At 30.6% G+C, this 18570-nt stretch carries 20 protein-coding genes; 11 read left to right on the top strand and 9 right to left on the bottom strand.

The window, feature by feature from the left end; translation table 11 throughout:
- Positions 1-56: 56 nt before the first annotated feature.
- Entirely contained in the window at positions 57-1058 is a 1002-nt protein-coding gene (locus ACTT90_RS05580) for a phytanoyl-CoA dioxygenase family protein (protein WP_440937801.1), read from the bottom strand.
- A 6-nt stretch (positions 1059-1064) separates the two neighbouring features.
- The gene (locus tag ACTT90_RS05575; RefSeq protein WP_440937800.1) at positions 1065-1319 is read right to left on the bottom strand and encodes a hypothetical protein; all 255 of its coding nucleotides are present in this window, start codon (positions 1317-1319) and stop codon (positions 1065-1067) included.
- Between the two features lie 76 nt (positions 1320-1395).
- Here ACTT90_RS05575 and ACTT90_RS05570 point away from each other — a divergent pair, with 76 nt between their 5' ends.
- Positions 1396-1866 carry a DM13 domain-containing protein gene (locus ACTT90_RS05570; RefSeq protein ID WP_440937799.1) on the top strand — a complete coding sequence of 157 codons (471 nt, stop codon included), beginning with the start codon at positions 1396-1398 and terminating at the stop codon, positions 1864-1866.
- A gap of 129 nt (positions 1867-1995) precedes the next feature.
- Here ACTT90_RS05570 and ACTT90_RS05565 read toward each other — a convergent pair whose 3' ends face one another.
- A complete protein-coding gene (locus ACTT90_RS05565) occupies positions 1996-3060 on the bottom strand; it encodes an alcohol dehydrogenase family protein (protein ID WP_440937798.1) in 1065 nt (354 codons plus the stop codon).
- Positions 3061-3066: 6 nt separating this feature from the next.
- On the opposite strand from ACTT90_RS05565, the gene ACTT90_RS05560 reads away from it, so the two are divergent.
- Entirely contained in the window at positions 3067-3513 is a 447-nt protein-coding gene (locus ACTT90_RS05560; protein ID WP_440937797.1) for a hypothetical protein, read from the top strand.
- 8 nt (positions 3514-3521) lie between these two features.
- On the top strand, positions 3522-4403 hold the full coding sequence (locus tag ACTT90_RS05555; RefSeq protein WP_440937796.1) for a DMT family transporter: 882 nt from the start codon (positions 3522-3524) through the stop codon (positions 4401-4403).
- Here the strand turns inward: ACTT90_RS05555 and ACTT90_RS05550 are convergent.
- The 3 genes from ACTT90_RS05550 to ACTT90_RS05540 all read right to left on the bottom strand — a co-directional run bounded on the left by ACTT90_RS05550 (position 4396) and on the right by ACTT90_RS05540 (position 5573).
- Positions 4396-4941, bottom strand: coding sequence for a tetratricopeptide repeat protein (locus ACTT90_RS05550; RefSeq protein ID WP_440937795.1), 546 nt, complete (start codon positions 4939-4941; stop codon positions 4396-4398). The genes ACTT90_RS05555 and ACTT90_RS05550 overlap by 8 nt on opposite strands.
- Positions 4942-5092: 151 nt before the next feature.
- On the bottom strand, positions 5093-5296 hold the full coding sequence (locus ACTT90_RS05545) for a hypothetical protein (protein ID WP_440937794.1): 204 nt from the start codon (positions 5294-5296) through the stop codon (positions 5093-5095).
- Between the two features lie 49 nt (positions 5297-5345).
- A complete protein-coding gene (locus ACTT90_RS05540; RefSeq protein ID WP_440937793.1) occupies positions 5346-5573 on the bottom strand; it encodes a hypothetical protein in 228 nt (75 codons plus the stop codon).
- A 91-nt stretch (positions 5574-5664) separates the two neighbouring features.
- Between ACTT90_RS05540 and ACTT90_RS05535 the strand changes: the two genes are divergently transcribed.
- Together ACTT90_RS05535 and ACTT90_RS05530 are read left to right on the top strand one after the other, a co-directional pair.
- Entirely contained in the window at positions 5665-6639 is a 975-nt protein-coding gene (locus ACTT90_RS05535) for a hypothetical protein (RefSeq protein ID WP_440937792.1), read from the top strand.
- Positions 6640-6658: 19 nt separating this feature from the next.
- Positions 6659-7510: a bile acid:sodium symporter family protein gene (locus ACTT90_RS05530; RefSeq protein WP_440937791.1), complete on the top strand. Its 852-nt coding sequence runs from the start codon at positions 6659-6661 to the stop codon at positions 7508-7510.
- Here ACTT90_RS05530 and ACTT90_RS05525 read toward each other — a convergent pair.
- Genes ACTT90_RS05525 through ACTT90_RS05515 form a run of 3 tightly spaced genes read right to left on the bottom strand, consistent with a single transcriptional unit; the run spans position 7507 to position 12431 of the window.
- Positions 7507-9951 (bottom strand): GcvT family protein, encoded by a 2445-nt coding sequence (locus ACTT90_RS05525; protein WP_440937790.1) that lies wholly within the window; start codon positions 9949-9951, stop codon positions 7507-7509. The genes ACTT90_RS05530 and ACTT90_RS05525 overlap by 4 nt on opposite strands.
- Positions 9952-9953: 2 nt before the next feature.
- Positions 9954-11072: an alanine dehydrogenase gene (gene ald, locus ACTT90_RS05520; protein WP_440937789.1), complete on the bottom strand. Its 1119-nt coding sequence runs from the start codon at positions 11070-11072 to the stop codon at positions 9954-9956.
- 12 nt (positions 11073-11084) lie between these two features.
- Positions 11085-12431, bottom strand: a complete 1347-nt coding sequence (locus ACTT90_RS05515) for an aminotransferase class III-fold pyridoxal phosphate-dependent enzyme (protein ID WP_440937788.1) — start codon at positions 12429-12431, stop codon at positions 11085-11087.
- Between the two features lie 196 nt (positions 12432-12627).
- On the opposite strand from ACTT90_RS05515, the gene ACTT90_RS05510 reads away from it, so the two are divergent.
- From ACTT90_RS05510 to ACTT90_RS05485, 6 genes are all read left to right on the top strand, one after another.
- A complete protein-coding gene (locus ACTT90_RS05510; protein WP_440909735.1) occupies positions 12628-13569 on the top strand; it encodes an ABC transporter substrate-binding protein in 942 nt (313 codons plus the stop codon).
- Between the two features lie 87 nt (positions 13570-13656).
- Positions 13657-14454, top strand: coding sequence for a taurine ABC transporter ATP-binding protein (locus ACTT90_RS05505; RefSeq protein ID WP_440937787.1), 798 nt, complete (start codon positions 13657-13659; stop codon positions 14452-14454).
- Entirely contained in the window at positions 14455-16380 is a 1926-nt protein-coding gene (locus tag ACTT90_RS05500; protein ID WP_440937786.1) for an ABC transporter permease, read from the top strand.
- A complete protein-coding gene (locus tag ACTT90_RS05495) occupies positions 16380-16574 on the top strand; it encodes a hypothetical protein (RefSeq protein ID WP_440937785.1) in 195 nt (64 codons plus the stop codon). The genes ACTT90_RS05500 and ACTT90_RS05495 overlap by 1 nt, the downstream gene beginning before the upstream one ends.
- Positions 16571-17575 (top strand): Ldh family oxidoreductase, encoded by a 1005-nt coding sequence (locus ACTT90_RS05490; RefSeq protein WP_440937784.1) that lies wholly within the window; start codon positions 16571-16573, stop codon positions 17573-17575. The genes ACTT90_RS05495 and ACTT90_RS05490 overlap by 4 nt, the downstream gene beginning before the upstream one ends.
- Positions 17576-17618: 43 nt before the next feature.
- Positions 17619-18530 carry a bifunctional enoyl-CoA hydratase/phosphate acetyltransferase gene (locus ACTT90_RS05485; RefSeq protein ID WP_440937783.1) on the top strand — a complete coding sequence of 304 codons (912 nt, stop codon included), beginning with the start codon at positions 17619-17621 and terminating at the stop codon, positions 18528-18530.
- The last annotated feature ends 40 nt before the right edge of the window (positions 18531-18570 follow it).

Raw genomic sequence — 18570 nt, 5'->3', positions numbered from 1 at the left:
TTTATATACAAAAATATATCCACAGAAATACAAAATAAAGATTGTCAAAACCAATATTAATAATGATTTTGTTTGAAAACTATTTTAGTGATAATTTTTTTTAGATAATAAAAAAACCAAGGAACATAACTCTCAATAAACAAAACAAATTTATTGATAAATATATTTTGATCTTTTCTTCTATAAATCAAGCTATTTCCTAAATCATCCAATTTCATATCAACAAATCTTGAATGCCACTGAAGGTGCCTTTCTTTAGATGGTATTGAATGTAGAGTAATAGATGCCCTGCTATTTGTTGTTGAGTTTGAATTTAACGATCCATGTAAGGTTTTTGAATTCCAAAGTAAAACATCTCCTTTGTCTAAAAAGGGTGCTTTAAACTCAAAGCCATTTTTTCTACAAATTGAGATTATTTCATCAACATACAAATCATGATTGGATAAAATCTGATTATAATATTTCAGTTCTTTAATATTAATTCTATGACTTTTAGAACATACAAAAAACCTACCAGCATTTGCTTTAATTTCTTCCAGCGCTATCCAGGCAGCTGTAAGATTTCCAACATTTTCTGAGTCTAAATAATAGGTATCTTGATGTTCTTGAGTGAATGAATTTCCTTCAAAAAACATTGATTGTATTATTTTAGGTTTATCAGAAAAAAAATTATTTAATATTCCACATAAATTTTTATTATTAAAAATTTTATGTTCAGACGCCTGTCTCAAGTCTCCAAATTTTTTTGGATTTAAACTTTGTAAATTTAATACTGGATTCATCACCCAATTGCTGTCATTAAATATGTTTTTTTCAGCTTTTCCAGTGGTTTGTCTATAAATTTTACCTTTGTATGTTTTAATCAATTTATTCCACAAGCTCAAAATATGATCACAATCATTTTGATCAATACACTTAGAAAATATTACATAACCATGTTCATTATAATATTCTAAAGCTTTATGTACTTCTGAAACTTTAAATCTTAAAGTTTCATCTTCATCAATATTCTCTGGAACATTTAACGGAATATTTTTTTTAGTATTTAGTTGAAGCATTATCTTCTAAGGCTTAAAACAATCTGAAATTTGTGTATTTAAGTTATAGATACATCCGATTATCTTTGGTTCAAAAATTTTTTCTTCTGATTTTTCCATGATGAGATTATATAATAATTTATCTTTATCTAATATAGATATTGATTGCACTTGATATCCGTTATCAAGGTAATCATTAATAGTTTTATTTTTTCCTAAAGATTCTGAATTAGAATTTGACGATAAAGTTAAAAAAACTAGGATAAATAAAATTTTTTTCATAAATCAGAAATATTTTTAATTAATAATATAACAATTTTAAGTGATTTATTAAAAAAAATGATTAAAAGAGCCAATTATGAAAAAAATTATTTTACTTCTATTCACGCATACTTTTGTTCTAGCAGTTGGTTTTGGCTTAGGTGTATATTTTCTTCCAATCCTAACAGCTCCAAAATCAATTGAAATAAGTAAAATAAATGAATATGAACAAAAATCACTTTATCAAGCAGAGTTTATCAGAGATTTGAGGGGAAGTGATCCTTTTCATTGGGGTGAAGCAAAAGTAACTATATCTGATAATAAGATTACTGTTAATGGTTCAATAGCACCTGGACCTGATTATAAACTTTATTTAACCAGTGAATTTACTCAACATGAAGATGAATTTTTGCCAATAAAAGAAATGGCACAATACGTAGCTGAAGTAAAAAGTTTTGAAAACTTTGTAGTAAATGTTCCTTCAAATGTTGATGTAAGCAAATTTAATACTGTAGTGATTTGGTGTGAAAGTTTTAATGAATTTATTACTGCAGCTAAATACCAATAATATTAAAATCCACCTCGCCAATTATTCTTAGACTTAAAATTCTTTTCTTCAATTTTTGAAGTAGGTCTAAATAAATAATACACAATGAATAAACCAATTCCTAAAAATAATAGAAGTTCCATCTCAGTATTATAACTCTAAAACTATCTTTCCTACAAATTTTTTTGATAAAAATTCTTTTTGAGCTTCTATAATTTTTTCTAATGGAAAAGTTTTAGCAATCAAAGGTTTAATTTCATTATTTTCAATGTATTTAATGAGATTTTTAAAAACTTCTATAGGTTGATAAGTGCAACCATAGAAAGTTAAGTCTTTGAGATATAGAGTTCTTATATCTAAATTTACAATTGGACCTGCAATCGCTCCAGCTGTAACGTATCTTCCACCTGGTATTAAAATATCCAACAATTGTTCCCAATTACTTCCCACAACTAAGTCTACAACTACATCAATTTCGTTTGTACCCAGCTTATTGATTAAATTCTCGCTCCTATCCACTACCTCATCCGCTCCAATTTTTTTAATCTCTTCAAACTTAGATTTTGAACACTGTGCTATTACAAAAGCACCTCTTCTTTTTGCTAATTGAATTGCTGCAGAACCAACGCCTCCAGATGCACCCGTTATTAATACCTTTTCTTTTTTTAAATTAACTCTATGCAGCATTCCTTCAGCTGTAGAATAAGCACAAGGAATAGATGCAAGTTCCACATCTGACCATTCAGAATTTATTTTAAAGGTTTCGGAAGACCTTACTGCAACATATTCTGCAAATCCTCCATCAATTTCAGAACCAATTACGTATGATGAAATTTTATATAAATTCTCTGGATCAGATTGCATTGATCTGACTATTACTCTTTCCCCTACTCTTGATTGATCAACATCTTTACCAACGGAAATTATTTTTCCACAAATATCGGCACCTTGAATTCTTGGAAACTTTAAAGCTTTACCAGACCAAGTAGCATCTTTGTCATTAGATGAAGAAAAACCCTTTTCACCACCATTATTAGTGTCTGTTGTAACTGATTTAGAATACCATCCTATTCTAGTATTGATATCTGTATTATTAACTCCTGCTGCAGAAACTTTAATTAACACCTCGTCATCTTTAGGTTCTGGTTTTGGTATATCCAACTTAAATACCAACTTCTCAAAACCACCATGACCAATTAAATGAACACCTTTCATAACTTAATGATTAATTTATTTTGTAGATTTTTAAATAAAAATATTTATAGGTTTGATTTTATGAACTTCTTATCAAAACTAGCTAAAGGCGAATATAGTTTACCAATGACCTTTTGGGTCTATGGAACTTTGTACCAAATATTAATTGGTGCAATTATGATTGCTACAATCTATTTTGGTGTAGCTTCTATAGACACAACTGGACTGGATTATTCTCAAGAAAAATCAAAAGTTATTGAAGAAGTCTTTTCAAGAATGGGACTTGGATATCTAATAGCGATTTTATTAGAGATATTAATTCTTGTTATCTATACAATTATAGTAACGATAGGTCTTTGGAGAAGTGCTTCAAATAGAGATGGATGGTTTTGGTCTGCTATTGTTAAAATAATGATAGCTGGATCTCTTCTTTATTATCTTTACGGTGTTCTAGTAAGTTACAGTATTATTTAATTAAAATCATGAAATTGAACAATGAATTGCTAGGTATTTTATATATGATTATTGCTCAATTTTCATTCGCAACCAATGATGCGTTAGTAAAACATATCTATCAAAGTTTTGATGAACTTGCAGTTTTAAATCAAATAATTTTTTTAAGAGGAATATGTTGTTTAATATTTATTGGAATTTTCTTAAGTATTAAAAATCAATTTAATACAAAATTAATCTTTTCATCTAGCAAACTAACATTAAGAGGATTTCTTGAAGCTTTAGCTGCTGTTGGTTTTTTTATAGGAGTTGCAAAATTACCATTTGCCATGGTTTATATTTTATTAAGTTTGGCACCAATCATAATGACAACATTTGGTGCATTATTTTTAAATGAAAAAGTAAGATGGAAAAGATGGACAGCAGTAATAGTGGGATTTGCAGGTGTAGTTGTTGTAATTAACCCTGGAGAATTAAAATTTGGTTACTACTTTATATTCCCACTTCTATCCGCATTATTTTTATCAATAAGAGATTTAGTTACAAAAAATATGAAAACTGAACATAATAGTCTTCAAATAGCATTTATAACTTGTTTAGTTGTTACAATTTTCTTTGGATTTTTATCAATTTATAAAATCTATTCATTTAATTTGGAGCAAAGTATAATCTTAATTATATCTGCATTCTTTTTATCATTTGGTTACATTTTTTCAGTTGCTACAATTAAAGCTGCATTAGTTTCTGTTACTTCAACTTTTAGATATACCGCTATACTTTGGGGAATTCTGTATGGTTATTTCTTTTTTAATGAAACGCCAGAATATTATACTTACTTGGGAGCTATAATGATTGTGATCAGTGGACTAATTATTATCTTAAGACAAAAACAATTAGGAAAAATTAAATAGTTTCTTCTTTAATAGTCTTTTCAATTTCATCCACTAAAGTTTGTGCTGCTTTGTTAGAAGGATAAATTTCTAAAACTTTTTTATAACTATCTAGTGCTTTTTCTAAATTATCTAATTTAATTTGAACCATTCCCTGTCCTGATAAAGCTCCAAAGTGTCTATTCTCTAATTCAATAACTTTATTTATATCAGCTTGAGAAAGTTTATATTTTTTTTGATAATAATATACTGTTGCTCTTTTATTCCAACCTTCAGCCCATTGCGGATCTGCATTTATTATCTTCGTAAAAATTCTATTTGCCTCATCATAATTTCTATTATTCATTAATATTGTTCCATAACTCATCATTTGAGTTAAACTATTGTCTGAATTGTGAGTAGTCCACAACTCCCAAATTTGATCTTCAATACTTCGAGCAATACTTTGGTTATTTTCACTTTTAAGTTTTTGAAATAATTGATCTAAATTCTTTTGATCAGCCTGTACAAAAGTTTGTAAGAAAAAAAATATTAATATAATTTTAATGAATCTGAACACTTTTACAGTTTATAGTAATTCGGCGTATAATTCTAACGCTCCAAATGGTTGATGGTTTTTTTATTCAAGTCTGAATTGAAAATTTTAAGAAATGTTAAATAATTACAGTTAGTTTGTAATTAAAATTAAATGTTAATTGTCTATAATAATCTTATAAAATTGCAATTATACCAGTTACTGCAAGTGTTCCTAACGCGCCAGCTGTTATAATTAAGTTTTTTTTAACTTCACTGTTTTTTTCAGCTCTTACTCTGTTAAGTAAAACATTAACATCAACTTTTTTTGTAGTATTAAAATCTTTTTCTAATAGATTATCTTGAGAAGACATTTCAGTTTGTAATTCTGTATTTCTCATAATGAAATTTAATCACGAACTTAATACTCAAACAACTATTTTTTTGAATCTACAAATACGTCACATACACACCAGCAATAACGATCACAATCATGCAGCTGATAAATATGTAAAGATTTCTTCTAAAGTGCCTGTTCTCTTCTGCTCTAATTCTAGACTTAAGAACGTTTATATCTACTCTATCTGGTGTTATCTCTTCATTATTTAAATCTTCTTCAGATACACCTTGCTCAACTTTCTTTTTCAAAAATGTTTTTGCCATTACCAATGAGAACATTTATCGAAAATTTTATCTATAAAGCTAAAGTTCAAAATGGGTCGTATTTAGATTGACGGCTGTTCATTTTGGGTCATACTCATCAATCTTAATGAAAAAAGACATCAACATATCAAAGAGAGTTCAAAGTAAAGATGTCTGTAATTGTTTGTTAGACAATTATAGTTATTTTTCATCAGACTGGATTTATCATCAGTGGAATTGGCTTCACCAAAATTACTCGGTATTTAATGATTTAGTTAAATACTTTGTAGCAATCTCTTTAGTGAGAAACACTTTAAGATTTTATGATCAAAATGGTGTTAAGTATAATTATGAAGAATATTATGCTCGTAATGAAATTCAAATAGGTGAATTTAATATTTCTGAATTAGCAAAAGAGTTTGAACTTCCAAAAGAAACAATGCGAAGAAAAGTTTTAGAACTTGAAAAAACAAAAGTAATTAGAAAAGAAGGAAAGAAAGTTATTTTGAATAGATCTAATTACAATCTAATAAAACCAATAAATCAAATTCGAATTACTTCAAAATATATTTCAAAATTGTCTGAATTATTATTTAAACAAAAGATAATTCACAAAGTTATATCTGAAGAAGAAGTCAAAACAAAAATACAAAATGAGTTTTCAAAAACTTGGTTGTGGTTTTATGAATTTCAATTGCCATTAATGATAAGTTGGAAAAAATTTTTTGAGGATATACATATATTATATATTTGGGGCACATTAGGTTTAAATCAAGTTTATAATCAAAAAAATAAATCTAAGATGGAAGAAATTGAATCTATTGTATTTGATGAGTATTTGGAAACTTTGTTGAAAGACTCTGGTGCTGGATTAAACATTATGTCAATTTCTGAAATGACAAAAATACCAAGAGCAACTGTAATTAGAAAAATGAAATATCTTGAAAATGAAAAATTAGTAAAGATGAATAAAAAAAAACAATATTACCTGTCAGATTTTACGCCTTTTAAAGTATCTCCCCTTATAAAAAAGCATTTTAAATTAAAAAGTGATTTTATTGCAAAAATAATGAATTTAATTTTAGTTGAAGAAATAAGTTAAATTAAAGTATAACTTAAAAATGGAAGTTGTTACAAAATTAGCACCTATCATTCTTGCGCTTATAATGCTTGGATTAGGATTAGGGTTAAAGCTTGAGGATTTTACAAGAGTATTTAAAACTCCTAAAGATTTTTTTGTTGGTCTTATTTCGCAATTAATAATACTTCCAGTAGTTGCATACATTTTAATTTTAGTTTTAAGAACTCCACCTGAGATTGCAATTGGAGTTATGATTATTGCTGCTGCTCCTGGAGGAGTAACATCAAATATTTTAACAAGATTTGCTAATGGTGATGTTGCTTTATCAATTTCATTAACAGCAATTATAAGTTTGATTAGTATAGTTACTGTTCCATTAATTGTTTTTACATCTGCAGATCTTTTTGGAATTACTAATATATCTCAAAATATTTCAATGACTGGAATAGCTATGAAAATGTTTTTGGTTGTAACAGTTCCTGTTTTCCTTGGAATGATTATAAGAAAATTTGCTGAAAACTTTGTGGCCTCAAAAGTTGAAATGTTTAACAAATTGAACATGGTATTTTTTGCAATTTTCTTTGTGGCTGCATTTTATGAAGAAAGAGAAAACTTAATTAATTTTATTGTACAAGCAGGATTAATTGTTTTAATTTTAAACTTAACAATGATGGCTATTGCATATTACCTTGCAAAAACTTTTGCATCTGGAGTAAAGCAACAAAAATGTATTGCTTTAGAATGTGGTCTTCAAAATGGAACTTTAGCAATTTTTGTATCTACTCAAATATTTGGAACAGATATTTTGTATGCAATCCCAACAGGAGCATATGCGTTTATAATGTATATAACTGGATTTATATTTGTTTATTTATTAAAAAATAAATCTTAATTATTTTTAAAATCAGTTTGTTTTAAAGGCTTTGTAATTAAATCAATTGGATATTTTTTCTTTTCTACTTCTACAAATAGATTTTTAGGTTGTAGATCTTCATTAGTGTGGTCATTTTTTATATATCCAAAAGTTAAGTTTTTTTTAAAGTTAAATGAATAATTTCCTGAAGTTGTTCTACCAATAATTTTATCTTCTAAATATATTGGTTCATCATGAAGTAATAATGGTGCTCCCGGCTTGTTATCTTTTAGAGTAAACATTGCAAATCTTCTATCTACCTTTTGATCTTTAATCTTTAGGAGTGCTTCTTTACCAATGAAGTCCACATCTTTTTTATAGCTAATTGTAAAATTTAAACCTGCTTGATATTGGTTTTCTTCTGGAGAAATATCATGCCCCCAGTGCAAAAATCCACTTTCCATTCTCATTGTGTCCATTGCATGCATACCGCAATTAGATAAGTTAAAGTCTTTACCTTTATCTACCAGAAGTTCATATATCTTTTTTGCATCAGCAGTTTTAACGTATAATTCGAAACCTAATTCACCAACATAAGATAATCTTTGTGTCCAGATTTTAATTCCCTCAATTTCAATATATTTAGAAGTAGCAAACTTAAATTTATCATGACTAATATCGTCTTTGGTAAGTCCTTGTAATAAAGATCTACTCTTTGGACCAAATATTCCAAACACGCAATAATCATCAGTAACATCTACCAGTTCAACACCCTCAGATAAATGTTTATTGATATGAAATTTATCTCTTTCTCTTGTTGCTGCTGAACTTATAATTCTAAAATGATTTTGATCTACACACACAACTGTTAAATCAGTTTCAATTCCACCATCTGGATTTAACATATGAGTATAAGTACATTTGCCGACTTCATGTTTGATATTTGAGGTACATATTTTTTGTAATTCTTGATGTGCTTTGTCTGATTTAATTTCAAATTTTGAAAAAGGAGTTAGATCATAAAGACCTACATTTTTAATTGTATTATTTGTTTCATACTCAACCGATGGATACCAATTTTGATAATTATAACTATATTCGTATTCAGCTTTCTCTCCATCTAATGCAAACCACATTGGTCTTTCATAACCAGCTGAAACACCAAAACATGCTCCAAAACTTTTTAAATTATCATGATAAGGAAGTGTTTTTACATTTCTTGAAGTTTTATGTTGTTTAAAAGGCCAGTGCATTCCATATAAATCTCCTAAAGACTCAGTAATTCTATCTTTAATAAAGCCAAGATCTGAATGAAAGTTTTGAAATCTTTTAATGTCATAATTAAAAATATCTTCATTGATATGACCTGTCATTAACCATTCAGCAGTAACTTTACCTACTCCACCACCACTTCCAATTCCAATACTATTAAGTCCACAACTTACAAATAAGTTTTTAACTTCAGGAACTTCTCCAAGTAATGAATTTGTATCAGGTGTAAAAGATTCTGGTCCTGCAAAAAACTTTCTTATTCCAGCTTGTTCTAAGACAGGAAATCTTTTCATCGATGCTTCTAAATAAGGTTCAAAGTGATCAAAGTTTTCTGGAAATTCACCAAAAGAAAAATCTTCAGGAACTTTATTAGTTTTATCAAATGCAGGTATTGATTTACCTTCAAATATTCCAATTAATAATTTCCCAGCATCTTCTTTAACATAAACACTACTATCAAAATCTCTAATAACAGGTAACGTAGGTGATAAATTCTCAATCGGCTCAGTAATTACATAAAAATGTTCTGCTGGATATAATGGAATGCTTACTCCCATTTTTTCTCCAATTTGTCTAGACCACATTCCAGTTGCAAGTACCACATATTCACACTCTATATCTTTACCGTTAACTCTAACTCCATGCACTCTACCATTCTTAGTTAGAATTTTTTCAACAGGTGATTGTTCAAAAACCTTTGCACCACCTTGTCTTGCGCCTTTTGCAAGCATATGTGTTACACCACTTGGGTCAGCAGCACCATCACCTGGCATTAACACACCTCCTTTTAAATCTTCAGTGTACATCATTGGATAATTTTTTTTCATTTGATCCTTATCCAATATTTGAATATCTACATCATATAACTGAGCTGTTGTTGCTTGTCTTTGCAGCTCCTGCCATCTGCTTTCAGTTTGTGCAATTGATAAAGCACCATTAATTCTTAACCCTGCAGAATGATCAACTTCTTTTTCTAATTTTTTATAAAGATCTAAAGTATATTTTCTAATTTTAGTTACTGCTGCAGTTGGACCTAACTGACTGACTAATCCAGCAGCATGCCAAGTCGTTCCTGAGGTTAGTTGATCTCTTTCTAAAAGAACAACATCTTTCCAACCAAATTTAGTTAAGTGATAAGCAACAGAACAACCAATGACCCCTCCTCCTATTACTACTACTTTAGCACTCGAAGGGTAATTCTTTTCCATTATTAATTTTTGACAGCTTCTACTGGATCTACAAAGTTATGACCAAATACGTCCGCAACTGCTTTATATGTAACCATTCCTTTATGCACGTTTAATCCAGCTAAAAAGTTTTTATCTTCACTTAAGGCTTTTTGATATCCACTGTTAGCCAATTTAACTAGATAAGGTAATGTGGCATTATTTAGTGCTAATGTTGAAGTTCTTGGAACTCCACCCGGCATATTAGCCACACAATAATGAACTACGTCATCAACAATATAAGTAGGTTCTCCATGAGTTGTTGGTTTACTTGTCTCTACACAACCGCCCTGATCAATTGCTACATCAACAATTACTGAACCTCTTTTCATACTTTTAATCATGTCTTTAGTTACTAATTTTGGAGCTTCTGCACCTGGAATTAAAACTCCACCAATTAATAAATCAGCTTCTGCTACTAATTTTGGCAAATCAATTTTATCACTTTGTTCTGGAATAATTTTATCGCCAAACATTCCAACTAATTGTTTTAATCTTGCTTCAGATTTATCAACTATATGAACTTTAGCTTGCATGCCAGTTGCGATAACAGCAGCATTTTCACCGACGACACCGCCACCTAAAATAACAACGGTTCCACCAGTAACACCAGGAGCGCCACCCAATAAAAGCCCTCTGCCTTTTTGATTTTTTTCCAAACAATGAGCACCAGCTTGAACTGACATTCTTCCTGCAACTGCACTCATGGGTGCAAGTAATGGCAATCTACCATTGTCATCCGTTACAGTCTCATAAGCAATGTTAACACTTTTGGATTTAATCAATCCTTCAGTAAGTTCTTTTGCGGCTGCTAAGTGAAGATAAGTATAGACAATCTGATTTTCTCTAATCATGTCTACTTCAACTTTTTGTGGCTCTTTTACTTTAACAATGATTTCTGCATCGTTAAAAATATCTTCTGCTTTATCAACTATTTTCGCACCAGCACTTGTGTACTGTTCGTTTTCAAAGCCAGCTTCAAAGCCACCATTGTTTTCAACTAAAACTTCATGCCCTTCCGACACTAATGTTTTAACACTGTCAGGTGTTAAACCAATTCGATTTTCTTGAGGCTTGATTTCCTTAGGAACTCCAATTTTCATATTTAGAAAAAATTAATTCTTTTTACTTTTAGAATAATTAGTAATTCCAGTTCTTAGTTTATCTATAATCTCATCAATATGTTTTTTCTCACAGATAAACATTGGAGCAATAATTAAACAGTCACCTGTTGCTTTAAAGTTAACTCCTGCTTCATAACAATGTTTGAAACAAGTATAACCTGCAGCACCTGGTTTTTTATCCATCTTAATATCTATTCCACCCATCATTCCATAACCTCTGATGTTATCAACTACATCGATGTCTTGTAATGACATTAAACCTTTTTGGAAATACGGCGCCAATTCTTTTGCTCTGTTAAAGATATCATCTTTTTCAAAAATATCTTGCACTGCTAAACCAGCTGCAACTGAAATTGGGATTCCAGAATAAGTATAGCCGTGGAATAACTCAACTGAACCTTTTGGAGCTTCATCTAAGATTGCATCATAAATTTCTTCTTTACATGCAACAACTCCTAATGGGCTAATTCCGTTAGTAGTTGCTTTTGCCATTGTTATTAAATCTGGAGTAACTCCATATTCATGCGAAGCAAATGGTGAACCCGTTCTTCCCCATCCAGTAATTACTTCATCAAAAATTAAAAGTATTCCATGTTGATCACAAATTTCTCTTAATCTTTGCAAGTATCCTTTTGGTGGAACAAGTGTTCCAGTTGAACCTGCAATTGGCTCAACAATACATGCTGCAATATTTTCTGCACCAAAGTTCATGCAAATTCTCTCAAGATCATTCGCAAGTTCAGCTCCTGTTTCAGGTTGACCACTAATAAATTTGTGCTCAGGTAAATGTGTGTGTCTCATGTGAACGACACCTGGCATTAAAACACTTGCAAATGTTTTAACATTGTTAACCATACCGCCTACAGAAGTAGCACCAATGTTCATACCGTGGTAACCTCTTTCTCTTCCAACAAATCTAAATCTTTGGCTGTCGCCTTTTGCTCTGTGGTATGCGATACAAATTTTAATAGCTGTTTCAACTGCTGTAGATCCACAAATTGTATAAAAAATTCTATTTAAGTTTCCTGGTGTATGTTTTGCAATTCTTGTTGCAAGTTCAAATGAACCTCCATAACCTTGTTGGAATGGTTGGCAATAATCTAAAGTTTTTAATTGATTAGTTATCGCTTCAATGATTTCAGGTCTACCGTGTCCCAAAGGATTACAAAATAATCCAGAACTTGCATCTATTTGCGTTTGACCTTGATGGTTCTTTAAATATACACCCTTTGCTTCAACAATTAATCTTGGGTTTTCTTTAAAATCCTTATTGGATGTAAATGGCATCCAGTGTTCATTTAATGAATTAGGTATCGCAGTTTTATTTTCTGAACTCATATTTTTTTTCTCTCTTTTTAGTTTTATAAATTTGTTGAAACAATCAATCTGTAGACTAAAAACAACGCTAAAACCATAAATTTGTTATACAACCTTAAGTTGTCACATGTGCTACTTTGTGGTGCTACTTTTTTGTTTTACTTCTGGTTGAAATTAATTTTAAGTAGCGGAATTATAAAACAACAAAGAGGGATAAATGAAAAAAATAATTAGTTTTATTCTTGGATGTTTCGTAGCTCTTAACCTTTCAGTTTCAGTTGCTAATTCTGCAGCAAACGAAGTTAGAGTTGCTTACTTCTTAGAGTGGCCAACTCCAAACTTAGAAGACATGAATAAAAAAATGTTTGAAAAAGCGCTTGGTGTGCCAGTAAAATGGACTAACTTCTCAAACGGTGGTGCTATGACTGACGCAATGTTAGCAGGAGATATTGATATCTCTTACTCTCAAGGTTTAGTTCCATTTATTAACGCTGTAAAATCAAAAGCTCCACTTAAGCTTGTTGATATTGCAATGGAATACGGAATGGGTGGTACTACTTGTGTAACATCTAATGCTTCTGGTATTACAAAAGCGAATGGTTCAGAATTAGAAGGTAAAAAAGTTGCTGTACCACTAGGTACAATGGCTGAGTACGTATTTGACGAAAGTATGAAAGTTGTTGGTGCTGACAGAAATAAAATGGACATCATTCAAATGGATCCTGAAGAGGGTGCTGCTGCATTAGTAAGTGGTGACGTTGTAATGGCGTGTTTATTTGGTGGTAACTCTATTAAAGCTGCAACAGCAGTTGGATCAAGATTATTAACAGTACAAGAAGCTAGAGATGCTGGAATTTTAGGTATCGACATTACTTCAGTGACTGACAAATTCATGAAAGAAAACCCAGGAATGGTAAGAACTTTCATCGAAGTTACTCACGAAGCAAATGCTAGATATGCTGCTGGTAAGAGTGATCTTAACGCAATGGCAAAAGAGTCTGAAATGAAAGTTGGAGACATGAAAGATACATTAAGTGGCTTCAAATTTTTAAATGCAGAAGAAACTGCTCAGTCTATGACTAAAGGTAATCTTCATAAATTCCTAGAAGGTATGGGGACACCTAGAGGTAACGTAGATACTAGTTTCTTACCTCTTTAATCTATAGATTAAACAAATTTAAAATAGGCGCCAATTTATAATTGGTGCCTATTTTTTTTATCAAAATTCGAATATAAAGTTAGCTTTATGAGTGATCTAGTTTCTGAAAATTTAAATATGATTTTCACAACGCCTCAAGGCGAAACGGTTCATGCATTAAAAGATGTTAACTTCACTTTAAAAAAAGGTGAATTGCTTTCAGTTCTTGGTCCTTCTGGATGTGGTAAGACAACTTTATTAAATATTACCGCAGGTTTTATTAGACCTACTTCAGGAAAAATTACTTTAAATAATAATGAGATTGATGGACCTGGTGTTGAAAGAGGAATGGTATTTCAACAAGGTGCTTTGTTTGAATGGCTGACAGTTGCTGAAAATGTAAACTTTGGTCTTAGAATGAAAAAAGAAGATACAGCTCTAACAGCAAAAAAAGTTGATGAATGGTTAGAGATTGTTGGCTTAAAAGGATTTGGTAATACACCTACTTATCAATTGTCAGGTGGTATGCAACAACGAGTAGCTTTAGCAAGATGTCTGATTAATGATCCTGATTTAATTTTAATGGATGAACCATTAGGAGCCTTAGATGCATTAACAAGAGAAAAGATGCAATCGCTTGTACTTAAAATTTGGAAAGAAACAGGTAAAACAATTATCTTAATTACTCACTCTGTTGAAGAAGCATTATTATTAGGTGAAAGACTTTATGTAATGGCACCTAGACCTGGACGTATACATAAAGAGTATAACTTACCGTTTGCAGCAAGAGGCTTGAAAGAAGATTTAAGAGAAATAAAGAAAGACAAAGACTTTTCTAAAACAAGAGAAGAAATACTTACAATGATCTGGAATATGGAAGAAGAGATCATGGGGAGAGAGGAATAAGTGTTAACTCAAATAGTAACATTTCTAATCTTTGTCGCCATTATTGGATGTATTCTTTATGGAAGAAAATTAATTAGAACTGAAAAAGTTGATGCGGTATTTGGTAATCCAGAAAGAGCTAAAGGGGGTGTTCACTGGGTAATTGTTGGAAGTAGTGCAATACTTTTAACTTGGCTTTATTATTCATGGGATATTGCTAAAGGATTTTATCCTCAATCTGCAAATGAACTTTGTCAGGTTGCTAAAGTAAACGACTCTTTACTTGGTCTAAAATATCAATTTCCAATTACTGAAAGACAATTCAAAAGCACATATCAAATTAAAAATGAAAATGAAAATCTTGAGCTAGTTTCAATTGATATACAAAATTCAACTCTTTTAAATAACCAAGAAAAAAATCAATTAATTGGCTTTGCTAACAGTACAATCAATTTACTTCCATTATTAACTAATGACGACTTAATGGAGATAGATACTAAGAGACAAATAGACGAAATTACAGAAGAAATTAAGTTTCTAACTTCAAATTTTGTAAAACCAGATTACCCATTTGAAACAGACTCTGAGAGAGCAACTAGATTAAAAGCTGTGGAAGAACAAGGTGGCTGGAGTTTAGTTAAAGTAGATGCTGGTAGTGGCTCAATTGAAAATACTATTGAAGTTCCAACAGTTGCAGCAACTGATAGAGGATTAAAGTTTCATGCAGCAGCAAAGGAATTAAAGCTGATTAGTGATAAATTTTTCAAATTAAGAAATCACAATCCTCAATTTAAAAGCTCAATTAAACAAATTAAAGATGATGTAAAAGCTTACAGAAAAAGTTTAAGCGACAGTCAAGAACTGGCCTCAACTTATGCAAAAGATATAGTGAAAATTGCAAGAAGAATTGAATTTGCAAGTATCTATCCACCTAACACATTAAATGAAATGCAAAGTGCAATTATGGAATTTAATGATGCCTTAAAAACTGAACAAGGTGGATTAAGATTTATTGATATCTTTTTATTCCCAACAGGTACAATTGTTGCAAGTGGAGACAATTGTTCTGAACAAGGTACTGGAAGATGGTTACCTAAACCGTCTGATACATTCAATAAGTTTGTACTAATGTTAAAACCAAGTGTTGGTTACAAAGATGTACCATTACTTTGGATTGAATTGGTTGATGTGAGTAAGATGATTGGTTTCTTGCTTCCTGATTGGATTGCAGACATTTTACCAGGTGAATACCCTGTTCATACTAAAGATGGAAAAGTAGAACAAAACTTTAAAGGTGGAGTATTAAAAATAGTAACAGGTGACTTTGAATTATTTAAAGTTCCAGTTCCATATGGACATATATGGGATTCATTCATGAGGGTTTTCCTTGGATTGGTTTTTGGAATTATAATTGGTGTACCACTTGGATTGTTTATGGGACTAAATAGATTTGCCAAAGGTTTCTTTGATCCACTAATTGAACTTTACAGACCAGTTCCCCCACTTGCTTGGGCACCATTGATTATTTCAGTTCTTGGAATTGATAACTCTGGAAAAATATTTTTATTATTCATGGTGTCACTATCTATTATGATCATTTCTGCAAGAGCTGGTGCTTCTGGTACGCAGTTATCAAAAATTCATGCAGCTCACTCTTTAGGTGCTTCTAAAAAACAAATTTTAAGATATGTAATTTTTCCAAACTCATTACCAGAAATATTAACAGGTATTAGAGTTGCGGTTGGAATGTGTTGGGGAACGTTAGTTGCAGCTGAATTTTTAGCAGGAACAACTGGAATAGGTTTTGTTGAAAACGTTGCTAAGAAATATTTCCAATATGAAGTAATTTGGATAACAATATTTATAATGGGAATGCTTGGTCTTTTGTTTGATGTAACTTTAAGAAAACTTATCGATAAATACATTCCTTGGCGTGGTAAAGGTTGATGGTTAAAAACATCCTTATCTTTATATTTTTAGTCATTGCTGTTGTTGTGATCATGAATTTTAGCGATCATAACTTTAAAAGAGCTGTTCAAGCCTGTATTGCTGGTAGCCAATTAGATAAAGAAGTTACATTTAAAAGTGCTGAAGAAGCAAAAGAATTTTGTGAAGAAAAAATAAGAAATAAAGGCGAATGAAGCCAAACAAAATCAAATCAATAGTAAAAGATATCTTTATCAAACATAAATTAAGTGCAGAACACGCAAAGATTTGTGCAGATGCGTTGATAAATGCTGAGCAAGTTGGAGCTTATGGGCATGGGTTATCAAGACTTAAAATGTATTGTGATAGGATTAAAAAGAAAGTTATTAACCCAAAACCTAAAATAAAGACTAAAAATATTTCACAATCAATCTCTAGAATTAATGCGGATGATAGCATTGGTTTTGTTGCAGCAGATATTGGAATTAAAACTGCAATCAAAAATGCAAAAAAAACAGGTATTGGATTAGTTGGAGTTAGAAATAGTGGTCACTATGGTTTGTCTGGTTATTATGCTGAACAAGCAACAAAACAAAATTTAGTTACTATGATTTTTACTAATGCTCCTCCAGCTGTAGCACCTCATGGAGCTTTAAAAAGTTTATTTGGTACAAATCCAATTTGTTTTGGAACTCCTACTGGATCAAAAGTTCCTTTTATTCTTGATACATCTATCTCTATGATCAATAGAGGAAAAATAAGAGTTGCTGCAAGAAACAATCAAAAAATTCCAGAAGGTGTAGCTTTAGATAGTTCAGGTAAACCTACAACTGACGCTAAGAAAGCATTAAAGGGAGTCCAGTTACCAATTGCAGGCTTTAGAGGATCAGGATTAGCTTGGATGGTCGATATTTTAAGTGGAGTGTTAACTGGTGGAAATCATGCTGGTAAAGTTAAAGATCCTTTTGATGATTTCTCAGGTCCACAAAATATTGGTCACTTATTTTTTGTGTTTAAACCAAATCTTTTTGTTGGTGATTATAATAAAAGAATTAAAGAAAATATTAGAACAATTAAAAGATTGCCTAAAATTAAAGGCGTTAAAGAAATTTTATATCCTGGTCAAAATAAATTTAAAAGATTTCAAATGAATTCAAAAAAAGAAATCAATATTCCAGCAAATATTGCTGAAGATATAAGACTTTTGCGGTCTTAAAAAAAACTATATATAAATAAAAAATAACTTATAAATAGCCTTCATGCTTTCGAATAAAGAAATTTTATGTCCACATAATTTGTTGGACCACTCTGCTAAGAAAAAAGGTGTAAAAGCTGCAATTGTTAATGCGGGTAAGCCTCTTGCAATGTTATCAGTTCAAGATGCAGTAAATGAAAAATTAATTGAACCAGTTTTTATTGGTGACAAAAAAGAAATTATAAAATGTTCAGAAGATTTAACTTTTGATATTTCACAATATGAAATTATTGATGAGCCTGTAGAAAATAACACAGCTGCCATTGCAGCTAAGCTTGCTAGCGAAAATAAAGTGAGGATAATTGTTAAAGGTCATATTCACACTGATATTTTAATGAAAGAAGTTTTAAAAAGAGATTATGGCTTAATCGGTAAAACAAGACTAAGTCACATATGGCACTTAACAATAAATAAAGATGACAAACCTTTAATAATCACTGATGGTGCTTTGAATGTTTTGCCTAATATGAAAACAAAATTACATATTTTAAGAAACGTTGTCGATTTTTCAAAAAGAATTGGAATTGAAAAACCAAAAGTAGCAATTTTATCTGCAACAGAAGAAGTTATTGAAAGTGTACCGAGTTCAATGGAAGCAGCTGAACTTACAAAACTTGCAAAATTTGAAAACATTAAAGCTGATGTTTTTGGGCCACTTGCATTTGACAATTGTATTTCAAAAAAATCTGCTGCAATAAAAGGAATTAAAAATAATGTTGCCGGTGATGCTGACGTATTATTAGTACCAAGTGTTGAAACAGGTAATTCATTAGTAAAAATGATGATTTATTTTTGTGGCGCATGTGCTGCTGGAGTTGTTGTTGGTGGTAAAGTTCCTATAGTAATCACTAGTAGGTCGGACGAAGCTCAAGCAAGATTAGCATCAATTGCAGCTGCAGTTGTAGCTTTAGACTAAAAGTTACATTGCAATAATCTTTAAATTGTCTAAAACACTT

It is taken from the genome of Candidatus Pelagibacter sp. (assembly GCF_052049935.1).
In the GTDB taxonomy this organism is placed as follows: Bacteria; Pseudomonadota; Alphaproteobacteria; order Pelagibacterales; family Pelagibacteraceae; genus Pelagibacter.
The sequence above is the reverse complement of the archived record's forward strand: the minus strand, read 5'-3'. Positions and strand labels throughout refer to the sequence as shown.